General features: G+C 59.9%; 16 protein-coding genes and 1 pseudogene. 5 read left to right on the forward strand and 12 right to left on the reverse strand.

What is annotated here, in order from left to right:
- Positions 1-162 precede the first annotated feature (162 nt).
- Complete coding sequence (locus tag ACOYXJ_RS23350; RefSeq protein WP_016982860.1) at positions 163-480, reverse strand: ElaB/YgaM/YqjD family protein; 318 nt, start codon at positions 478-480, stop codon at positions 163-165.
- Between the two features lie 154 nt (positions 481-634).
- Here ACOYXJ_RS23350 and ACOYXJ_RS23355 point away from each other — a divergent pair, with 154 nt between their 5' ends.
- The gene (locus tag ACOYXJ_RS23355) at positions 635-889 is read left to right on the forward strand and encodes a hypothetical protein (protein ID WP_007917411.1); all 255 of its coding nucleotides are present in this window, start codon (positions 635-637) and stop codon (positions 887-889) included.
- 4 nt (positions 890-893) lie between these two features.
- Here ACOYXJ_RS23355 and ACOYXJ_RS23360 read toward each other — a convergent pair whose 3' ends face one another.
- The gene (locus ACOYXJ_RS23360; RefSeq protein WP_150792645.1) at positions 894-1,802 is read right to left on the reverse strand and encodes a LysR family transcriptional regulator; all 909 of its coding nucleotides are present in this window, start codon (positions 1,800-1,802) and stop codon (positions 894-896) included.
- A gap of 84 nt (positions 1,803-1,886) precedes the next feature.
- On the opposite strand from ACOYXJ_RS23360, the gene ACOYXJ_RS23365 reads away from it, so the two are divergent.
- The gene (locus ACOYXJ_RS23365) at positions 1,887-2,810 is read left to right on the forward strand and encodes a carbon-nitrogen hydrolase family protein (protein WP_102900964.1); all 924 of its coding nucleotides are present in this window, start codon (positions 1,887-1,889) and stop codon (positions 2,808-2,810) included.
- A 136-nt stretch (positions 2,811-2,946) separates the two neighbouring features.
- Here the strand turns inward: ACOYXJ_RS23365 and ACOYXJ_RS23370 are convergent, their stop codons facing one another.
- The 4 genes from ACOYXJ_RS23370 to ACOYXJ_RS23385 form a co-directional block, all read right to left on the reverse strand.
- Entirely contained in the window at positions 2,947-3,492 is a 546-nt protein-coding gene (locus tag ACOYXJ_RS23370) for a GNAT family N-acetyltransferase (RefSeq protein ID WP_460371702.1), read from the reverse strand.
- 53 nt (positions 3,493-3,545) lie between these two features.
- Positions 3,546-4,019 (reverse strand): LEA/WHy family protein, encoded by a 474-nt coding sequence (locus ACOYXJ_RS23375; RefSeq protein WP_102900966.1) that lies wholly within the window; start codon positions 4,017-4,019, stop codon positions 3,546-3,548.
- Positions 4,020-4,086: 67 nt separating this feature from the next.
- Positions 4,087-5,553, reverse strand: a complete 1,467-nt coding sequence (locus ACOYXJ_RS23380) for a nucleobase:cation symporter-2 family protein (protein ID WP_460371705.1) — start codon at positions 5,551-5,553, stop codon at positions 4,087-4,089.
- Between the two features lie 335 nt (positions 5,554-5,888).
- Positions 5,889-6,941 (reverse strand): aldo/keto reductase, encoded by a 1,053-nt coding sequence (locus ACOYXJ_RS23385; protein ID WP_460371707.1) that lies wholly within the window; start codon positions 6,939-6,941, stop codon positions 5,889-5,891.
- A gap of 194 nt (positions 6,942-7,135) precedes the next feature.
- On the opposite strand from ACOYXJ_RS23385, the gene zapE reads away from it, so the two are divergent.
- The 3 genes from zapE to ACOYXJ_RS23400 all read left to right on the forward strand — a co-directional run bounded on the left by zapE (position 7,136) and on the right by ACOYXJ_RS23400 (position 9,544).
- Positions 7,136-8,251: a cell division protein ZapE gene (zapE, locus tag ACOYXJ_RS23390; RefSeq protein WP_460371708.1), complete on the forward strand. Its 1,116-nt coding sequence runs from the start codon at positions 7,136-7,138 to the stop codon at positions 8,249-8,251.
- 17 nt (positions 8,252-8,268) lie between these two features.
- On the forward strand, positions 8,269-8,850 hold the full coding sequence (locus ACOYXJ_RS23395) for a DinB family protein (protein WP_460371710.1): 582 nt from the start codon (positions 8,269-8,271) through the stop codon (positions 8,848-8,850).
- A gap of 196 nt (positions 8,851-9,046) precedes the next feature.
- On the forward strand, positions 9,047-9,544 hold the full coding sequence (locus ACOYXJ_RS23400) for a GNAT family N-acetyltransferase (RefSeq protein ID WP_095118769.1): 498 nt from the start codon (positions 9,047-9,049) through the stop codon (positions 9,542-9,544).
- A 325-nt stretch (positions 9,545-9,869) separates the two neighbouring features.
- Here the strand turns inward: ACOYXJ_RS23400 and ACOYXJ_RS23405 are convergent, their stop codons facing one another.
- From ACOYXJ_RS23405 to ACOYXJ_RS23430, 6 genes and pseudogenes are all read right to left on the reverse strand, one after another.
- Positions 9,870-10,079, reverse strand: a complete 210-nt coding sequence (locus tag ACOYXJ_RS23405; RefSeq protein WP_460371712.1) for a hypothetical protein — start codon at positions 10,077-10,079, stop codon at positions 9,870-9,872.
- Positions 10,080-10,265: 186 nt separating this feature from the next.
- Complete coding sequence (locus tag ACOYXJ_RS23410) at positions 10,266-12,494, reverse strand: TonB-dependent siderophore receptor (protein ID WP_460371714.1); 2,229 nt, start codon at positions 12,492-12,494, stop codon at positions 10,266-10,268.
- A gap of 218 nt (positions 12,495-12,712) precedes the next feature.
- Positions 12,713-12,979, reverse strand: coding sequence for a short-chain dehydrogenase (locus ACOYXJ_RS23415; RefSeq protein ID WP_134175222.1), 267 nt, complete (start codon positions 12,977-12,979; stop codon positions 12,713-12,715).
- A complete protein-coding gene (locus ACOYXJ_RS23420; RefSeq protein WP_460371716.1) occupies positions 12,976-13,260 on the reverse strand; it encodes a DUF3077 domain-containing protein in 285 nt (94 codons plus the stop codon). The genes ACOYXJ_RS23415 and ACOYXJ_RS23420 overlap by 4 nt, the downstream gene beginning before the upstream one ends.
- Before the next feature lie 450 nt (positions 13,261-13,710).
- Positions 13,711-13,911 (reverse strand): annotated as a pseudogene (locus tag ACOYXJ_RS23425) (phosphoethanolamine transferase CptA); the annotation flags it as partial.
- 40 nt (positions 13,912-13,951) lie between these two features.
- Entirely contained in the window at positions 13,952-14,311 is a 360-nt protein-coding gene (locus tag ACOYXJ_RS23430) for a DUF6124 family protein (protein ID WP_460371718.1), read from the reverse strand.
- Positions 14,312-14,588 lie beyond the last annotated feature (277 nt).

Genomic DNA, 14,588 nt, shown 5'->3' on the forward strand with positions numbered 1-14,588 from the left:
GAGGGAGAGGGGACTGACCGAGGTGAATGGGCGAGATTCGCCGACGTGAGAGATCGAGCTGAACTCGGGTTTTGAAAGCCCAGAACTGGTTCAAAACCGGCAAAAAATGCAGGCATAAAAAAGGCGAACCCCGCGGGTTCGCCTTTTTTGTGTGCGTTTGACTCAGCGACGGCCGAGCAGCAAACCGACCACCAGACCGAAACCGGCGGAGATCGCCACGGTCTGCCATGGATGACCGCCGATGTAGCTTTCGGTGGCATCAACCGCCGGTTTGGTGCGATCACGTACGCTCGAGACCGAGTCCAGCGCCTGCTGCAGTTTCAGGGCGATTTGTCCGCGCAGCGTTTCCGCTTCTTCGCCGACCAGTGAGGCGCTGCTCTTGAGCAGTTTGTCCGACTCTTCGATCAGAGCCTGAAGTTCGCTGAAGGCCTGATCCTTGATTTGATCTTCGGCGGCTTGCACGGCGGATTTGCGGGCCATTGGGTGACTCCTTGCAGTTGAATGGACAGTGATCAATGGAGTGTGGCGCTGAGTAAAAAGTTGCACTGAATTTAGGACAGAAACAAAAACCTGCGCGGGAGATTTCCGTCGAGCGTGTAAGATGTCGCCATTTTACGCAGCAGGATAATTCCCCATGAGTTTCAATCTGGCCGACAAATCCCTCGCAGAGCGCGCTGCGCTGGAAGACGAGAAATCCCGTCTGTTCGAACTCTGGCAGAACAATCTGGGCAAAGCCAAAGGCGAAGCCGCGCGTTTGTTCGGTGAGCGCGGCAAGCGCAAAGGCAAATGGGCCGAGTGGGTCCGCGCCGAACTGGACGGCATGTCGCCGCCGGAGTTCGCCAACATGGTGCGCAGTGAAGTCAATCGCCTGATGGCCGCCAACAAGTAACACCTCAGGTGAACGTCGCGGCGATCGCCTCGCGCACTTTGACCACCACCGGATCGATCTGCGTGCTGGTGCGCCAGCCCAGTTCGATCGGGTAACGCGGCAGCTGCAGTGGGCAGGGCAACAGTGCCAGGCCACTGAGCGCGGCGATACTTTCGGCAGCATGCGTCGGAATTGTCGCCACCGCGCGACTGCCCTTGAGCAGGTACGGCAGCGCGGCGAAATGCGTGGTCGACGCGCACACCCGGCGACTCAGGCCCAACGCCGCCAAGCCCTCATCGGTGATCCCGATAAAACCGCCGGACGACACCAGAATGTGCTCGCGGGCGACGAACTCCTCAAGATCGATCTGCTGCTGGCCGGGCGCCAGGCTCGCCGGATCGACCAGACACGCATAGCCACCTTCGCCCAACACCTGACGACTGAGCAACCGTTCGGCAAAACCACCGGCGGTGATCGCCAGGTCGATGCTGCGATCCATCAAGGCGCGAGCAACGATCTGGCTGTGGGTCTGGCGAAAGATCAGGCGCAACTTCGGTGCGCTGCGAGCGATTTCCCCGATCAGCCGGCTACCGTAGGCAATCTCGAAGTCGTCCGACAGCCCTACGGTAACCGAGCGGCCATCGTATTGATTGGCTGCCGGGTCGACCATTGCCAGGCTTTGCCGACACTTGTTCAGCGCTTCACTGACCACCGGTTTCAATTGATTGGCCTTGAGTGTCGGTGCCAACCCGCGCCCGGTACGCACGAACAATTGATCGCCATAGACATCGCGCAACCGACGCAGCGCCGCACTGACCGCTGATTGCGTGACGCCCAGACGCAGCGCTGCACGGCTGGCGCTGGATTCTTCATGCAGGGCTTCGAAGACTTTCAGCAGGTTGAGGTCGATGGTTGCGATATTCATATGACTCATATCATTCAGCAGTAAATGGGGCTTTATTCATGATCGCGTGGCGCCGCAGAATCAGCAACATCCGAACCTGATGGAATCACCGCAATGGCCAAATCTATTGTTGCTGCGCTGCAAATCGGCGCTTTGCCTGAAGGCAAAGACGCCACTCTTGAACAGATTCTGAGTTGGGAAGGCGCGATCATCGAATCCGGCGCGGCGCTGGTGGTGATGCCGGAAGCACTGCTGGGCGGTTATCCGAAAGGCGAGGGTTTCGGTACGCAACTGGGTTATCGCCTGCCAGAAGGGCGCGAAGCCTATGCCCGATACTTCGCCAACGCGATCGATGTGCCGGGCGCCGAAACGCAAGCGCTGGCGGCAATGTCGGCGCGAACCGGGGCAAACCTGGTAATCGGTGTGATCGAACGCGGAGGCAGCACGTTGTATTGCACGGCGCTGTATTTCGACCCGCAGGGCGGGCTTGTCGGCAAACACCGCAAACTGATGCCGACCGGCACCGAACGGCTGATCTGGGGCAAGGGTGATGGCTCGACGTTGCCGGTGTTCGACACCCAGGTCGGCAAGCTCGGCGCGGTGGTGTGCTGGGAAAACATGATGCCGCTGCTGCGCACGGCGATGTATGCCAAGGGCATTGAAGTCTGGTGCGCGCCGACCGTCGATGAGCGCGAGATGTGGCAGGTCAGCATGCGTCATATCGCCCATGAGGGCCGTTGCTTTGTGGTCAGTGCGTGTCAGGTGCAGGCTTCGCCTCAGGCGTTGGGCGTTGAAGTCGCCAATTGGCCGGCGGATCGGCCGTTGATTGCCGGTGGCAGCGTGATTGTCGGGCCGATGGGGGATGTGCTGGCAGGGCCATTGCGGGGGGAGGCGGGGTTGCTCACTGCTGAAATCGACACCGATGAACTGGTGCGTGCACGCTATGACTACGATGTGGTCGGCCACTATGCGCGGCCGGATGTGTTTGAGTTGAGTGTGGATGAACGGGCAAAACCAGGCGTGCGCTTCAACACATAGGGTACTGCCTGACACCGAATCCTGTAGGAGTGAGCCTGCTCGCGATAGCGGTCTGCCAGACACCATAATCGTTAACTGACAGATTGCTATCGCGAGCAGGCTCACTCCTACAATGGATCGGTGGTGTGTCTGGAAATCAGTGGCGTTCCAGCCATTCTTCGCGGGTGATTTCCCAGAGCTCCCGAGGCAAACGCCCACCGACGAAATCGCCTTCATCTGTCCGGATCAAGCGCATCCCCGCACGCTCCGAGAGCTTGCGCGAGCCGATGTTCGGCGCCGCTTTCGGCACGCGCATCAACGGGCGTTGCAGAACGTTGAACCAGTAATCGGTCACCACTGCGCAGGCTTCAGTCATCAATCCCTGACCTTGCCACGCCGGCGCCAGCCAGAATCCACGGTGGTTATCCGTCTGATCCATCAGGCTGATCTTGCCGATCAATTGCTCCGGTGCCGATTTCAGGCGAATCGTCCAAGCCCATTCCTTGCCCGCCGCGACGGCCGGCAAGGCAATGTCGCGCAGATAGGCGAGGGCAGCGTCCTCCGGATACGGCCATGGCACGGCCGCGTTCAGATAGCGCACCACGTCCCAACGCGGAAATTCGCGTTGCACGGCTTCGGCATCGGCCAGTTGCAATGGGCGCAGGATCAGTCGTTCGGTGTACAGCGTCGGCATGTCTTCCATAAACCTGCAGCCTCCATAAGTGTCTTTAAGGAACGAAGCAGGCTAGCGCATTTTTACCAGGTCGCGGCACTGGCCTTGGGCAGGCTGAGTTTGCCGCTGTCGACGAAACGCATGGTGCCGAACAAGCCACCGGCAAGTTTGCCGCGCAGCACGTAAGGCAGGTTGTCGAGGGTTTGTGTCTGGCTCAGGCCCAGTGTCTGGCGCAGGACCGAGAACGCCGAGATGCTCACGGGGACCGTGACGATGCTTTCGGAAAAGCGTGGGATCGAGCCGCTCTGATCGCTCACGCCGGAGGCCAGTGAATGGCCGTTGACCTCCAGATCCAAGGCGATGCCGTTGTAGTCGATGGCCGTCTCATTGGGGTTCTGTACACGCAGCTTGATGGCGAAACGCACTTCCAGATCCTGGCTCGGCAACGGCTCGAGGCCGACCACGTTGATGTTCACCGGATCACGGTTGGGGAATAGCGCACAGGCGCTGAGGGACAGCAGCAGTAACGACAGAATGACGGCTTGGACGCGGCGCATAAACGGTCTCTCAACAAAAAAGGGCTGAACCGTTGCCGGCTCAGCCCTTTCTGTTAAAGGCCAGACGTCAGCGGTTCAACTGTGCGACAGCCGCCGCTGGGGCAGGTTCACCTTTGGCCGGCATGTCCGGGTTTTCCATGACCTGAAGAATAGAAGCTTCCGGGTCGAAGTCGTCTTCTTCCAGCTCGATGAATTCTTCTGGCAGGAAGATGTTCAGCACGATAGCGCACAACGCGCCGACGGTGATCGGCGATTCGAAGATGTTGCGCAGCGCTTGCGGCAGTTCACGCAATACTTCCGGCACCGCCGCGATGCCCAGGCCCATACCCAGCGAAATCGCCACGATCAGCATATTGCGCCGATGCAGGCCGGCCTCGGCGAGGATCTTGATCCCGGCCACCGCCACAGTGCCGAACATCACCAGTTCGGCACCGCCGAGGACCGGTTTCGGCATCAGTTGCAGCACCGCGCCAATCATCGGGAACAGCCCCAGCAGCACCAGCAAACCGGCAATGAAGAAAGCCACGTAACGGCTGGCCACGCCAGTCAGCTGAATCACGCCGTTGTTCTGCGCGAAGGTCACCATCGGCATGCTGTTGAACACCGCCGCCATGGCCGAGTTAAGGCCGTCGGCGAGCAGGCCGGATTTGATCCGGCGGATGTACAGCGGGCCTTTGACCGGTTGCCGGGAAATCATCGAGTTGGCGGTCAGATCACCGGCAGCCTCCAGCGGCGACACGAGGAAAATCACCGCCACCGGCACGAACGCCACCCAGTCGAAGTTGAAGCCGTACTTGAACGGCACTGGCACGCTGACCAGCGGCACCTCCGGCATCGAGGCGAAATCCACCGTGCTCATTAGCCACGCGACCACGTAACCGAGGGTCAGACCGATGACGATCGCGCCCAGGCGCAGGAACGGTACGTCGACGCGATTCAGCACAACGATGGTGCCGATCACCAGCGCTGCGAGGAAAATGTGGCTGGCCGCGCCCAGATCAGGCGCGCCGAAACCGCCGGCGATGTCAGTCATCGCCACTTTGATCAGCGACAGGCCCATCAACGTGATGATGGTGCCGGTGACCACCGGGGTGATCAGCATGCGCAGTTTGCCGATGAACTGACTCAACACCACTTCGATGAAGGCTGCGAAAAAACACACGCCGAAGATCGTCGAGAGGATTTCATCGGTGCCGCCACCGCGCGCCTTGACCATGAACCCGGCACTGAGAATCACGCTGATAAAGGAAAAACTGGTGCCTTGCAGGCACAACAATCCCGAACCGACCGGGCCAAAGCGCTTGGCCTGAACGAAAGTACCGAGGCCGGAGACGAACAGCGCCATGCTGATCAGGTAGGGGATTTCGCTTTGCAGACCGAGGGCGCCGCCCATGATCAACGTGGGAGTAATGATGCCGACGAAACTGGCCAACACGTGTTGCAGCGCGGCAAACACGGTGGCAGTCAGGTGCGGGCGGTCGTTGAGGCCGTAGATCAGGTCGTTGTTGCGCGGGGCTTTTTCAGAGGCGGTCATGGTGTTTTGCGCCGCGAGGCGGGGCCGGGTCAGAAAATGGAGGCGCAGAATGCCGGAAGAGGGCGGCGAGGGCAACGAGCAATAACTGCCTGAAAGGTCAGGTTTTATTGGCCGCTATCGGCGAATGCCCGAGCTTGCGGCAACTGCCCGGCACCTGCGCCCGATGCCTGGTCAGATGAAACGCGACGTCAAAACTCAACTTCCCGCACCGGCTGCAGCAAGCCCTCGGCCTGCATCCCCCCCTGTGGGAGCGAGCCTGCTCGCGAAGGCGTCAGCTCAGCCAACCTCTTTGTCGACTGACCAGCCGCTTTCGCAAGCTAGCTCCCACAGCCGGGTCAGGCCACCGGGATGATCGGCAGGTCCAACGTCTGCGGGCCGGTAAAGCGCGGCGCGGCACTGGCAATCGTTTCGTGCGGAACACCGGCCGGCACGCTGCTGCTGTCTTCCAGCCGAGCCATTTGCTGTTCGCTCAGTTGCACCTCGAGCGCGCCGAGGGTGGCATCCAGTTGTTCGCGGGTACGCGAGCCGAGGATCGGAATCAGCGCGGTCGTCGAGCGCCGGGCTTTTTCGCGAAGCCAGGCGATGGCGACGTGGGTCGGGCTGGCGTCGATTTCTGCGGCTACGGCCAGCAACGTATCGAGCAGGGCGGTTTCGCGGGCGCTTTTTTCCGCGTGCACCAGCATGCCGAGTTTGCTCGCACGGTTGTTGTCATCGCTGCCGCGGTACTTGCCAGTGAGGAAACCACCGGCCAGTGGCGACCACAGCGTCGCCGCCAGCCCCAGCGCTTCGGCCATCGGCAGCAATTCGCGCTCGGCAGTGCGCTCGGCGAGGCTGTACTCGACCTGAATCGCTGCAATTGGCGCGAAGCCGCGCAGTTCCGCCAGTACGTCGGCGCGGGAAATGCGCCATGCCGGGAAGTTGGATAGGCCGGCATAGTGAATCTTGCCGGCGCGCACCAAGTCATCAAAACCGCGCAGGATTTCTTCCATGGGCGTCACGCCATCGGTCACGTGGGCCCAGAACAGATCAATGTGATCGGTGTTCAGGCGTTTGAGACTTTCCTCAACCGCGCGCACCATGTTTTTACGGCTGTTGCCGGTGTGGGAAATACCGTCGGCCGGGGTTGTGCCCATGCTGTACTTGGTGGCGATCACCAGCCGATCACGTTCCGGCGCAATGAATTCGCTGAGCATCGACTCCGATTGCCCGCCCTGATAGCCATTGGCGGTATCAATGAAATTGCCGCCAGCATCGAGAAAACCATCAAAGATCCGCTTGGCTTCATCACGTTCGGCACCGTGACCCCAACCGGTGCCAAAATTGCCGGCGCCCAACGCCAGTTCAGAAACACGCAGACCGGTCTTGCGGCCGAAAACCTTGTAATGCATGGCGATACTCCAGATCGAAAACGTGGCAAGAATTAAAATTACGAGCAACATATTTTCGCCAATATGATGCTGGTAATATTTAGCGTCAAGTGCCTTGTTGCTCAACGGTCATTCGATCTGCGCGGCGTGATGATGAACGGGCATTTGCCAATGCTGATCTTTGGCGCAGTAACAGTCGTGGCATACTGCCGCGCATGACTTTCGACTCCCCCCTCAGCGCCTGGCAACACGCCGTGCAACACAAGGGTTTCATCCAGGATGAAGCCCAGGAACATGCGGTCTGGGCGCTGCAAAAATGCCATGAAGCCCTGCACGCCGGTGCCCGTTCGGTCACCGGCGTTTATCTGTGGGGGCCGGTCGGGCGCGGCAAGACCTGGCTGATGGATCAGTTCTATCAGAGCCTGCGGGTGCCGGCGCGACGTCAACACTTTCATCACTTCATGGGCTGGGTGCATCAGCGATCGTTCCAGTTGACCGGAATTGCCGATCCATTGCGCGCGTTGGCCAGGGAGCTGGCGGCCGAGGTGCGGGTGCTGTGCTTCGATGAGCTGTTCGTCAACGACATCGGCGACGCGATCATTCTCGGTCGGCTGTTTCAGGTGATGTTCGACGAAGGCGTGGTGATCGTTTGCACGTCCAATCTGCCGCCGGATGATCTGTACGCCGATGGCTTCAACCGCGACCGTTTTGTCCCGGCGATTGCCGCGATCAAGGCGCATATGCAGGTGGTTGCGGTGAATGGCGCCGAGGATCATCGTTTGCATCCGGGGGCGGGCCTGCAACGCTACTTTGTCTCTACGTCTGCGGTGAGCGCGCTAGAGGAAGTCTTTCAGACACTGACCGCCGGGCAAGCGGCCAGCAGCGAACCGGTGTCGGTCGGGCATCGCCGGTTGAACGTGGTGCAGGCCAGTGAAACGGTGTTGTGGTGCCGCTACGCGGATCTGTGCGAGCAACCGTTCGCCGCCATGGATTTCATCGCGCTGTGCGACCGCTACACGGCTATTCTGTTGAGCGAGGTGCCCAATCTCAGCGCACAGAAACGCGAAGGGCGCATCGCGCGCGGCACTGAAGATGGCGCGCAACGGGTAGTGGCCGGTGACCGCGAGTTGCCGCAATTGTCGGTGCACGATGACGGTGTGCGGCGTTTCATCGCGTTGGTCGACGAGTGCTATGACCGCAAAGTGCCGCTGTACATCGAGGCGCAAGTGCCGATGGACGCGCTTTACACCGAGGGTTATCTGGAATTCCCGTTCCGCCGTACCCTCAGTCGCTTGCAGGAAATGCAGCTGCAACGTTTTGCCGAAGCTTGAGTGAAGAGGGCGCCGACATGAGCCAAGCGTTATCCCATCATCTGCTGACCATGGCTTATCAGAATGCCTGGGCCAATCATCGGCTGGCCAAGGCCTGGACGCAGCTTAGTGCGACGGATCTGGCGGCGCCTCGGGTGAGTTTTTTTCCGAGCATTCGCCTGACTCTCAATCACATCCTCACCTGCGACTGGTTCTACGTCGATGCGCTGGAGCGCGAGCTGCGCGGCGCTGAACCTCACCCCGATTGCTACGTGTTTTTCAACGTGGACGAGCCGTTTACCGGCGGCCCGCAACTGCGCGAAGAGCAGGCTCACGTTGATCGGCGACTGATTGCCTATTGCGAGCAACTGCGCGATGCCGATCTGCCCCGGATCGTCACTATTGCCCGTGATACGCCGCAGCACGACAGTCGTTTGCGCATGCTGTCGCACCTGTTCGAGCATCAGATTCATCACCGGGGGCAGGTGCATGCGATGCTCAGCGATACCGTGGTGAAACCGCCGCAACTGGATGAGTTTTTCTGTATCGGCGAGAGTGGCCTGCGCGCCGGGGATTTCGCCGAACTGGGCTGGACTGAAGAGTTGATTTGGGGCCACTGAAAAAGCCAAAGATCGTCCGATCGCGGCCCGAGCCTTCGGCAGCTCCTGCACCCGATTATCTGTAGGAGCTGCCGAAGGCTGCGATCTTTTGATCTTTTGCATTTGCGGGTTGCCCGCCCGATCACCCCCGCGCTAAGGTCAGTCAGCCTTTCAGTACGCACTTTGCGCGCCGGGGCTTTTGTGTTTGGGGATGGAAATGGATTCCGCAGAGATTCTTGTACTTCAAGCCAGCTACAGCAATCCAACGCACGCCGAGGCCATCGGTTTCGTGCTCAATCATTACGCCGAAGACCCCATGGGCGGCGGTCATTCGCTCGACCCTGACCTGTTGCGTCGACTGCCCGAAGAACTCGCCCGTCGCCCGCATGCGTTCAGCGTGCTGGCCTTTGTCGGTGGTGAACCGGCGGGGTTGGTGAACTGCTTTGAAGGGTTTTCCACGTTTGCCTGCAAACCGTTGGTCAACGTCCACGACGTGGCGGTGGTGGGCAAGTTTCGCGGTCTCGGTCTGAGCCAGAAAATGCTGCAGAAAGTCGAGGAAATCTCTCGTCAGCGCGGTTGCTGCAAGATCACCCTTGAAGTGCTTGAAGGTAACGCTGTGGCGCAGGGTTCCTACCGCAAGTTCGGCTTCGCGCCGGGCATGTTTGACCCGGATCACGGGCGCATGCAGTTCTGGATCAAGAGTTTGCAGGCCTAGAAGCCCCTCACCCTAGCCCTCTCCCAGAGGGAGAGGGGACTGACCGAGGTGTTTGGGCAAGGTACGCCGACCTGAAACATCGAGCCGAACGTAGGTTTTGAAAAGCATGAAAATCGGCTCCCTTTCCCCCTCGCCCCTTTGGGGAGAGGGCTGGGGTGAGGGGGTTGGTTCTTGCTGACCCAACCCAATCTGCGAACTCGCGACAGCATAAGGTCGAACACCCCGCTCAATGCCCACAAAAAAAGGCGCCCCAATCAGGGCGCCAAACTGTCCTCTCCCAGGCCAGAGCGGAGCCACGGGAGGTCCATCGGTTGCTCGCTAAATCTCAGTTGCGATAGGACTCGGTCACTTGCGCGGTCTGGTCGGCGGGAACGCGAATTTCTTTCGCGTTGGCGTCGCTCTTCTGCTCGCTCTGGGCGTGCTGAACCGGGAAGTTGTCGTAGTAATAACGCATGCGCTCAGCGCCGCCCTCGGCGAAGACGCTGGCAGAACCCAGGGCAAACAGCCCGGCAAGGATTGCGGTAGTGATTTTCATGGTGCCTCCTACTGAACAAGTGGGAGCCGTTCGTCCATGAAGCAGATCTCGGAAGAGAGTCTGGGTGGCATGAATTAACACGGGGTTAACGCCGGTTCAGTGTAGGTTTTGCAGCATGTTGCGGGGCAATATCGGACAGACGCGGCGCACATCAAGCACAGGTGCGCCGCACCCGAGAGGCGGGGGTCAGAGCTTCCAGTCGAGACTCAGAGTGACGGTGCGCGGGTCACCCCAGTACACGCCGTTATAGAAGCCGACGTTGTCGTAATACTTCTTGTCGAACAGGTTGTTGACGTTCAGTGACGCCGACAGATGCCGGTCGAACTCGTAGCGCGACATCAGATTGACCACGGTATAGGCGCTCTGGGCGATTCGCGCTTGTTCGGTGTCGCCGCCAACCGGTCGGCTCGACGTGCCATACACATCGCTTTGCCAGTTCACCGCGCCGCCCACGGTCAGCGCCTGCCATTCGCCCGGCAGGCGGTACGCGGTGGAGACGCGCAACAGGTTCATCGGCTGATTGGTATTGGTACGCTCGCTTTCGCCGTTGACCGAGTGGGTGTAGGTGTAACCGGCGGTCATGTTCCAGCCCTGAAGGATTTCCCCGGACACTTCAGCTTCAAAGCCGTTGACCTTGTTGCCCTTGCCGCCGGATTTGTAGAACTGCTCACGGGTAACCGGATCCGCCGGCACCGAGTTATCGAGTTCGGCGACGTTATCCTGCTTGCTCCAGAACACCGCGGTGGACAGGTTCAGGCGCTCCTCGAGCAGACTGCCCTTGATGCCCACTTCATAGTTTTTGCCAACCACCGGGTCGATGTATTTGCGATTCTTGTCGCGGTTGCCCTGGGGTTTGAAAATGTCGGTGTAACTCACGTACACCGTGTATTCCGGGGTCAGGTCATACAGCAGGCCGGCGTAAGGCGTCCAGACGTCGTTCTGTTTCTGACTGGTGTAGTCGACCTCGGTCAGTTGCCGATTGGCGTCGTAACTGTTGCTGGTACTGGACGCTTGCCAGCTGCCATAGCGGCTGCCGAGCACGGCGTGCAGATCATCAGTCAGGCTCAGGCGCGTGGCGATGTAGCCGGCTTTCTGCCGGGTATCGTCCTTGGACCCGGTGAGGTCGGTGACGGTGTCGCTGAACTTGGCGATGTCGCCCATGTATTTCCAGTCGCGGATGCTCCCATAGTCCTTGGGACGCGCACCGGCAATGGTGTACGGGGAATTCGAGCGGCGCTCGGCTTCACCGTAGCCGAACATCATTTCGTGCTCACGGCCGAGCAGCGAGTAGGGGCCGGAGACATTGAAGTCATACGCCTGCATTTTCTGTGTGCCGATCATGTGCGAGGTGTAGGCGAGCATGCCGCTGCGGTCCGCTGCGGGAAAACCGGCACCACCGTAATAGACCTTGCCATCGGTGTTGCTCTCGCGATGGGTGTACGCGGCTTTCAGGCGCCAGCCGCCGGCCAGTTGCTGATCGAGGGTGGCAAATGCGGTCTTGTCTTGCAGCGGCCAGGAACTCCACGACGTCGCCATGTTGGTCGAGCGCCCAAGACCGGCCTTGCTGCCATCGGCATTCCAGTAGGGCACGGTGCCCCAGGATGAACCTTGCACATGCTTGTTCTGATAGTCGTAACCGACCGCCAGCACGGTGGAATCGCTCAGATCCGCCTCAAGCACGCCATAACCGACCTCCCGTTGCAGCGCGTATTTGTCTTTGATCGACTGGTTGTCGCGATAGGCCAACACCGTGCGCCCGCGCAAGCGCCCGTCGAACGCCAGCGGCCCGCCGACATCGACGTAGCTGTAGTAATTGTCGTAACTGCCGCCACTGACCCCGGCCAGCGCCTGCCACTGCGCGGTCGGACGCTTGCGCACCATGTTGATCGTCGCCGACGGATCACCCGCACCCGTGGTCAGCCCGGTGGCACCACGCACCACCTCGATACGGTCGTAAATGATCGTGTCGGAATCGGACTTCATGCGATCGAAGGTGTTGAGCATCCCGTCGATCTGGAAATTGTTGATCGCATAGCCGCGCGACGAGTAACTGACCCGATCCGAATCCAGATGCTGCACCACCACACCGGTGGTCTGGCGCATGGCCTCGGACAATGTACCGAGCTTGAAATCATCCATTTGCTGGCGCGTGATCACCGACACCGATTGCGGGGTTTCCTTGATCGACAGGTTCAGCCGCGTCGCCGTGCTCATCGCTCCGGTGGTGTAGGACTCGGTGTTTTCGGTGGTGGTGCCCAAGCCTTGCGCGCTGACGTTGGTTGCGGCCAGCTCCAGCGCCGGATTACCGGGCTGCTGCGGATTTTTGGCTTCGGTTTCAGCCAGCAGATCGGCGCTGAACGCAGCGCCGCACAGGCCTAGGGTGAGGGTCATGGAACGGGTAATGGGCGCGAACATCGCAGCCGACTCCTTGTCTTCGAGGGAAAAATTCCGTTTGTTCAAAGACGAAAGGTGCGGCTGGGATTTAGTATCAAACGAGAAATATTATTATTTGAAAGTGTTTCGGAGGTTTGACTCGACCTCGCTTGAAAAGCAAAAGATCGCAGCCTTCGCCAGCGCCTACATTGATCGATATAGGCGCTGGCAAAGGCTGCGATCTTTTGACTTTGCGGGTATCAGACGCGCAAACGAATCTGCCGACCCAACACATCCATCACATCACAGCCATCACGCAACAACATCGCCGCCGCATGGGCCAGTTGCTGCACATCGGCGCCCTTGGCAGACGAGATATCCAGACTGGCCAGACTTTCCATCATCTGCGTCACCGCCAGAAAGCGACTGGCCGCGCTGCTGTGCAAGACATCCAGCGGGGCTTCGGTGGAGACCAGCAATACCGGAATGCTGCCCTCGTTGTGAGTCATCGAAATGTGCGAACTCATGCTTCACCTCCGGCCTGTGCGGCATGCAAACCGGCGACGGAGGCCAGCACCAGTGCGCGGGCGCTGCTGAGCATTTGCTGACTGGCCCAGTGCAGTGAGCCGCTGTGTTCCGGGCGGGTGGCGGTCGGGGCTTGGTGGGCGAGGGCTTCGGCGCAGTTGAGGTAGACGGTGGCGTGTTCGAGAGCGTCGAGGAGGGGGATGTCGGGTTGGACGGTGAAGAGGTGGTGGGCGACGTGGTCGCAGGGGGCGAAGGGGGTGGATAGCGTGGTTGGATCGGTCATCGGTGTAACTCCTTAGTCATCAAGAGCTGCCACCAGATCGCCGTCAAACGAATGGGTGGCAACTGTGCGCAGGTTGACGGACCGGTCTAAGGTACCCGGCGCACTCGAAAGTGCCCCGCACACAGTCACCATTTAGCTTTGTTTCGAGCACGCGAGCGCGCTAGCAAAGTTGGGGAACAATGCACACCTTAAAAACCGCCGAGCCGTCAAACCCGATCACGAATGAGTCGTGACAGGCGCGAGGATAGGGAGTGAGGGTAGGGCAGTCAACCGCTGCAGTATTTCCTTGAGGCGCACTTGCTTGCCTTCGAAGGCGGTGTGAGGAGCAGGACTTGGGATGATTGCTGAAGGTTGACGTGGTGCATCGGCGACGCCCGACAAATTCACCATGACAATGCTTCCGTGGCTAGCGGTAGCCATGAAAAAGGGGCCATAAAGGCCCCTTCGGTTTTACTGCTCCACCGCATCCGCGACGGTTGGTATCGGTTTCTTCGGCTTCATCAAACTGAAGTCGATCAACGCACGCAGGTCGGTCTGGTACGGGTCGCCGATCAGCAGTGGCCGTACTTTGAAGCTGTCGCTGACCAGGCTCTTGCTGTGGTCGAGTTCATCGAAACTCAAACCGGCGAGGTCGGCCCAGGTGTGGATATGATCGTTCCCACGCAGAGCGTGGGAACGATCTGTATCCCTGCTACTGCGGCAACTCCAGATTATCCATCACCCGATTCACCGCCAGTTCGCCCAGCATTATCAGCTGTGCAATCCCCAACAAAGTACGACGCTGCGACGCCGGTATGAGATGGGCGAGGTCATGGGCGATGGTTCTGGCTGAGGCAAGTGTTTCGCTGGCATCGGCCAGCAGTTCCTCGTTTTTGAATTCCGCGGTCACGGCGTACATCCGGCGGGTTTTGCGTGGCGGTGGGGTCGAGCCGGGTGGGCAGAGGTAGTGATCGAGGGCGCGGTCGGCGGCTTCGTGGAGTTTTTTTGAATCGAGGGATTCGTAGCGGGAGGTGGCGTCGGTTTCGGGTAGGTTGGGTGTTGGTTTGATCATGGTGAAGCTCCTTTGAAGTGGAGCCGCTACAACCTGTCGCTAAACAGGAGGGGTGGCGGCTGTACGCAGGTTAGCGAACCGGTCAAAGGCACCCGGCAGACCCGAGGGTCTCCCGCATACAGCCACCATGACGAAATTGCGAAAATACAGATCCGCAACGAAGCCTGGAACGCTGATGCACCTTTGAACTTGAATTCGAGTCGCTAAACCCGATCGCTGATTCGTCAGCGACCGCACCACAATAGAACCCGACCCCAAGGCGCACAAGCCGGCGGAT

It is taken from the genome of Pseudomonas sp. Tul2A7 (assembly GCF_054790505.1).

Excerpts from the sequence above, each read along its gene's own strand:
- ACOYXJ_RS23350 (WP_016982860.1), bottom strand. The coding sequence starts at position 480 with ATGGCCCGCAAATCCGCCGTGCAAGCCGCCGAAGATCAAATCAAGGAT.
- ACOYXJ_RS23355 (WP_007917411.1), top strand. The coding sequence starts at position 635 with ATGAGTTTCAATCTGGCCGACAAATCCCTCGCAGAGCGCGCTGCGCTG.
- ACOYXJ_RS23360 (WP_150792645.1), bottom strand. The coding sequence starts at position 1,802 with ATGAGTCATATGAATATCGCAACCATCGACCTCAACCTGCTGAAAGTC.
- ACOYXJ_RS23365 (WP_102900964.1), top strand. The coding sequence starts at position 1,887 with ATGGCCAAATCTATTGTTGCTGCGCTGCAAATCGGCGCTTTGCCTGAA.
- ACOYXJ_RS23370 (WP_460371702.1), bottom strand. The coding sequence starts at position 3,492 with ATGGAAGACATGCCGACGCTGTACACCGAACGACTGATCCTGCGCCCA.
- ACOYXJ_RS23375 (WP_102900966.1), bottom strand. The coding sequence starts at position 4,019 with ATGCGCCGCGTCCAAGCCGTCATTCTGTCGTTACTGCTGCTGTCCCTC.
- ACOYXJ_RS23380 (WP_460371705.1), bottom strand. The coding sequence starts at position 5,553 with ATGACCGCCTCTGAAAAAGCCCCGCGCAACAACGACCTGATCTACGGC.
- ACOYXJ_RS23385 (WP_460371707.1), bottom strand. The coding sequence starts at position 6,941 with ATGCATTACAAGGTTTTCGGCCGCAAGACCGGTCTGCGTGTTTCTGAA.
- zapE (WP_460371708.1), top strand. The coding sequence starts at position 7,136 with ATGACTTTCGACTCCCCCCTCAGCGCCTGGCAACACGCCGTGCAACAC.
- ACOYXJ_RS23395 (WP_460371710.1), top strand. The coding sequence starts at position 8,269 with ATGAGCCAAGCGTTATCCCATCATCTGCTGACCATGGCTTATCAGAAT.
- ACOYXJ_RS23400 (WP_095118769.1), top strand. The coding sequence starts at position 9,047 with ATGGATTCCGCAGAGATTCTTGTACTTCAAGCCAGCTACAGCAATCCA.
- ACOYXJ_RS23405 (WP_460371712.1), bottom strand. The coding sequence starts at position 10,079 with ATGAAAATCACTACCGCAATCCTTGCCGGGCTGTTTGCCCTGGGTTCT.
- ACOYXJ_RS23410 (WP_460371714.1), bottom strand. The coding sequence starts at position 12,494 with ATGTTCGCGCCCATTACCCGTTCCATGACCCTCACCCTAGGCCTGTGC.
- ACOYXJ_RS23415 (WP_134175222.1), bottom strand. The coding sequence starts at position 12,979 with ATGAGTTCGCACATTTCGATGACTCACAACGAGGGCAGCATTCCGGTA.
- ACOYXJ_RS23420 (WP_460371716.1), bottom strand. The coding sequence starts at position 13,260 with ATGACCGATCCAACCACGCTATCCACCCCCTTCGCCCCCTGCGACCAC.
- ACOYXJ_RS23430 (WP_460371718.1), bottom strand. The coding sequence starts at position 14,311 with ATGATCAAACCAACACCCAACCTACCCGAAACCGACGCCACCTCCCGC.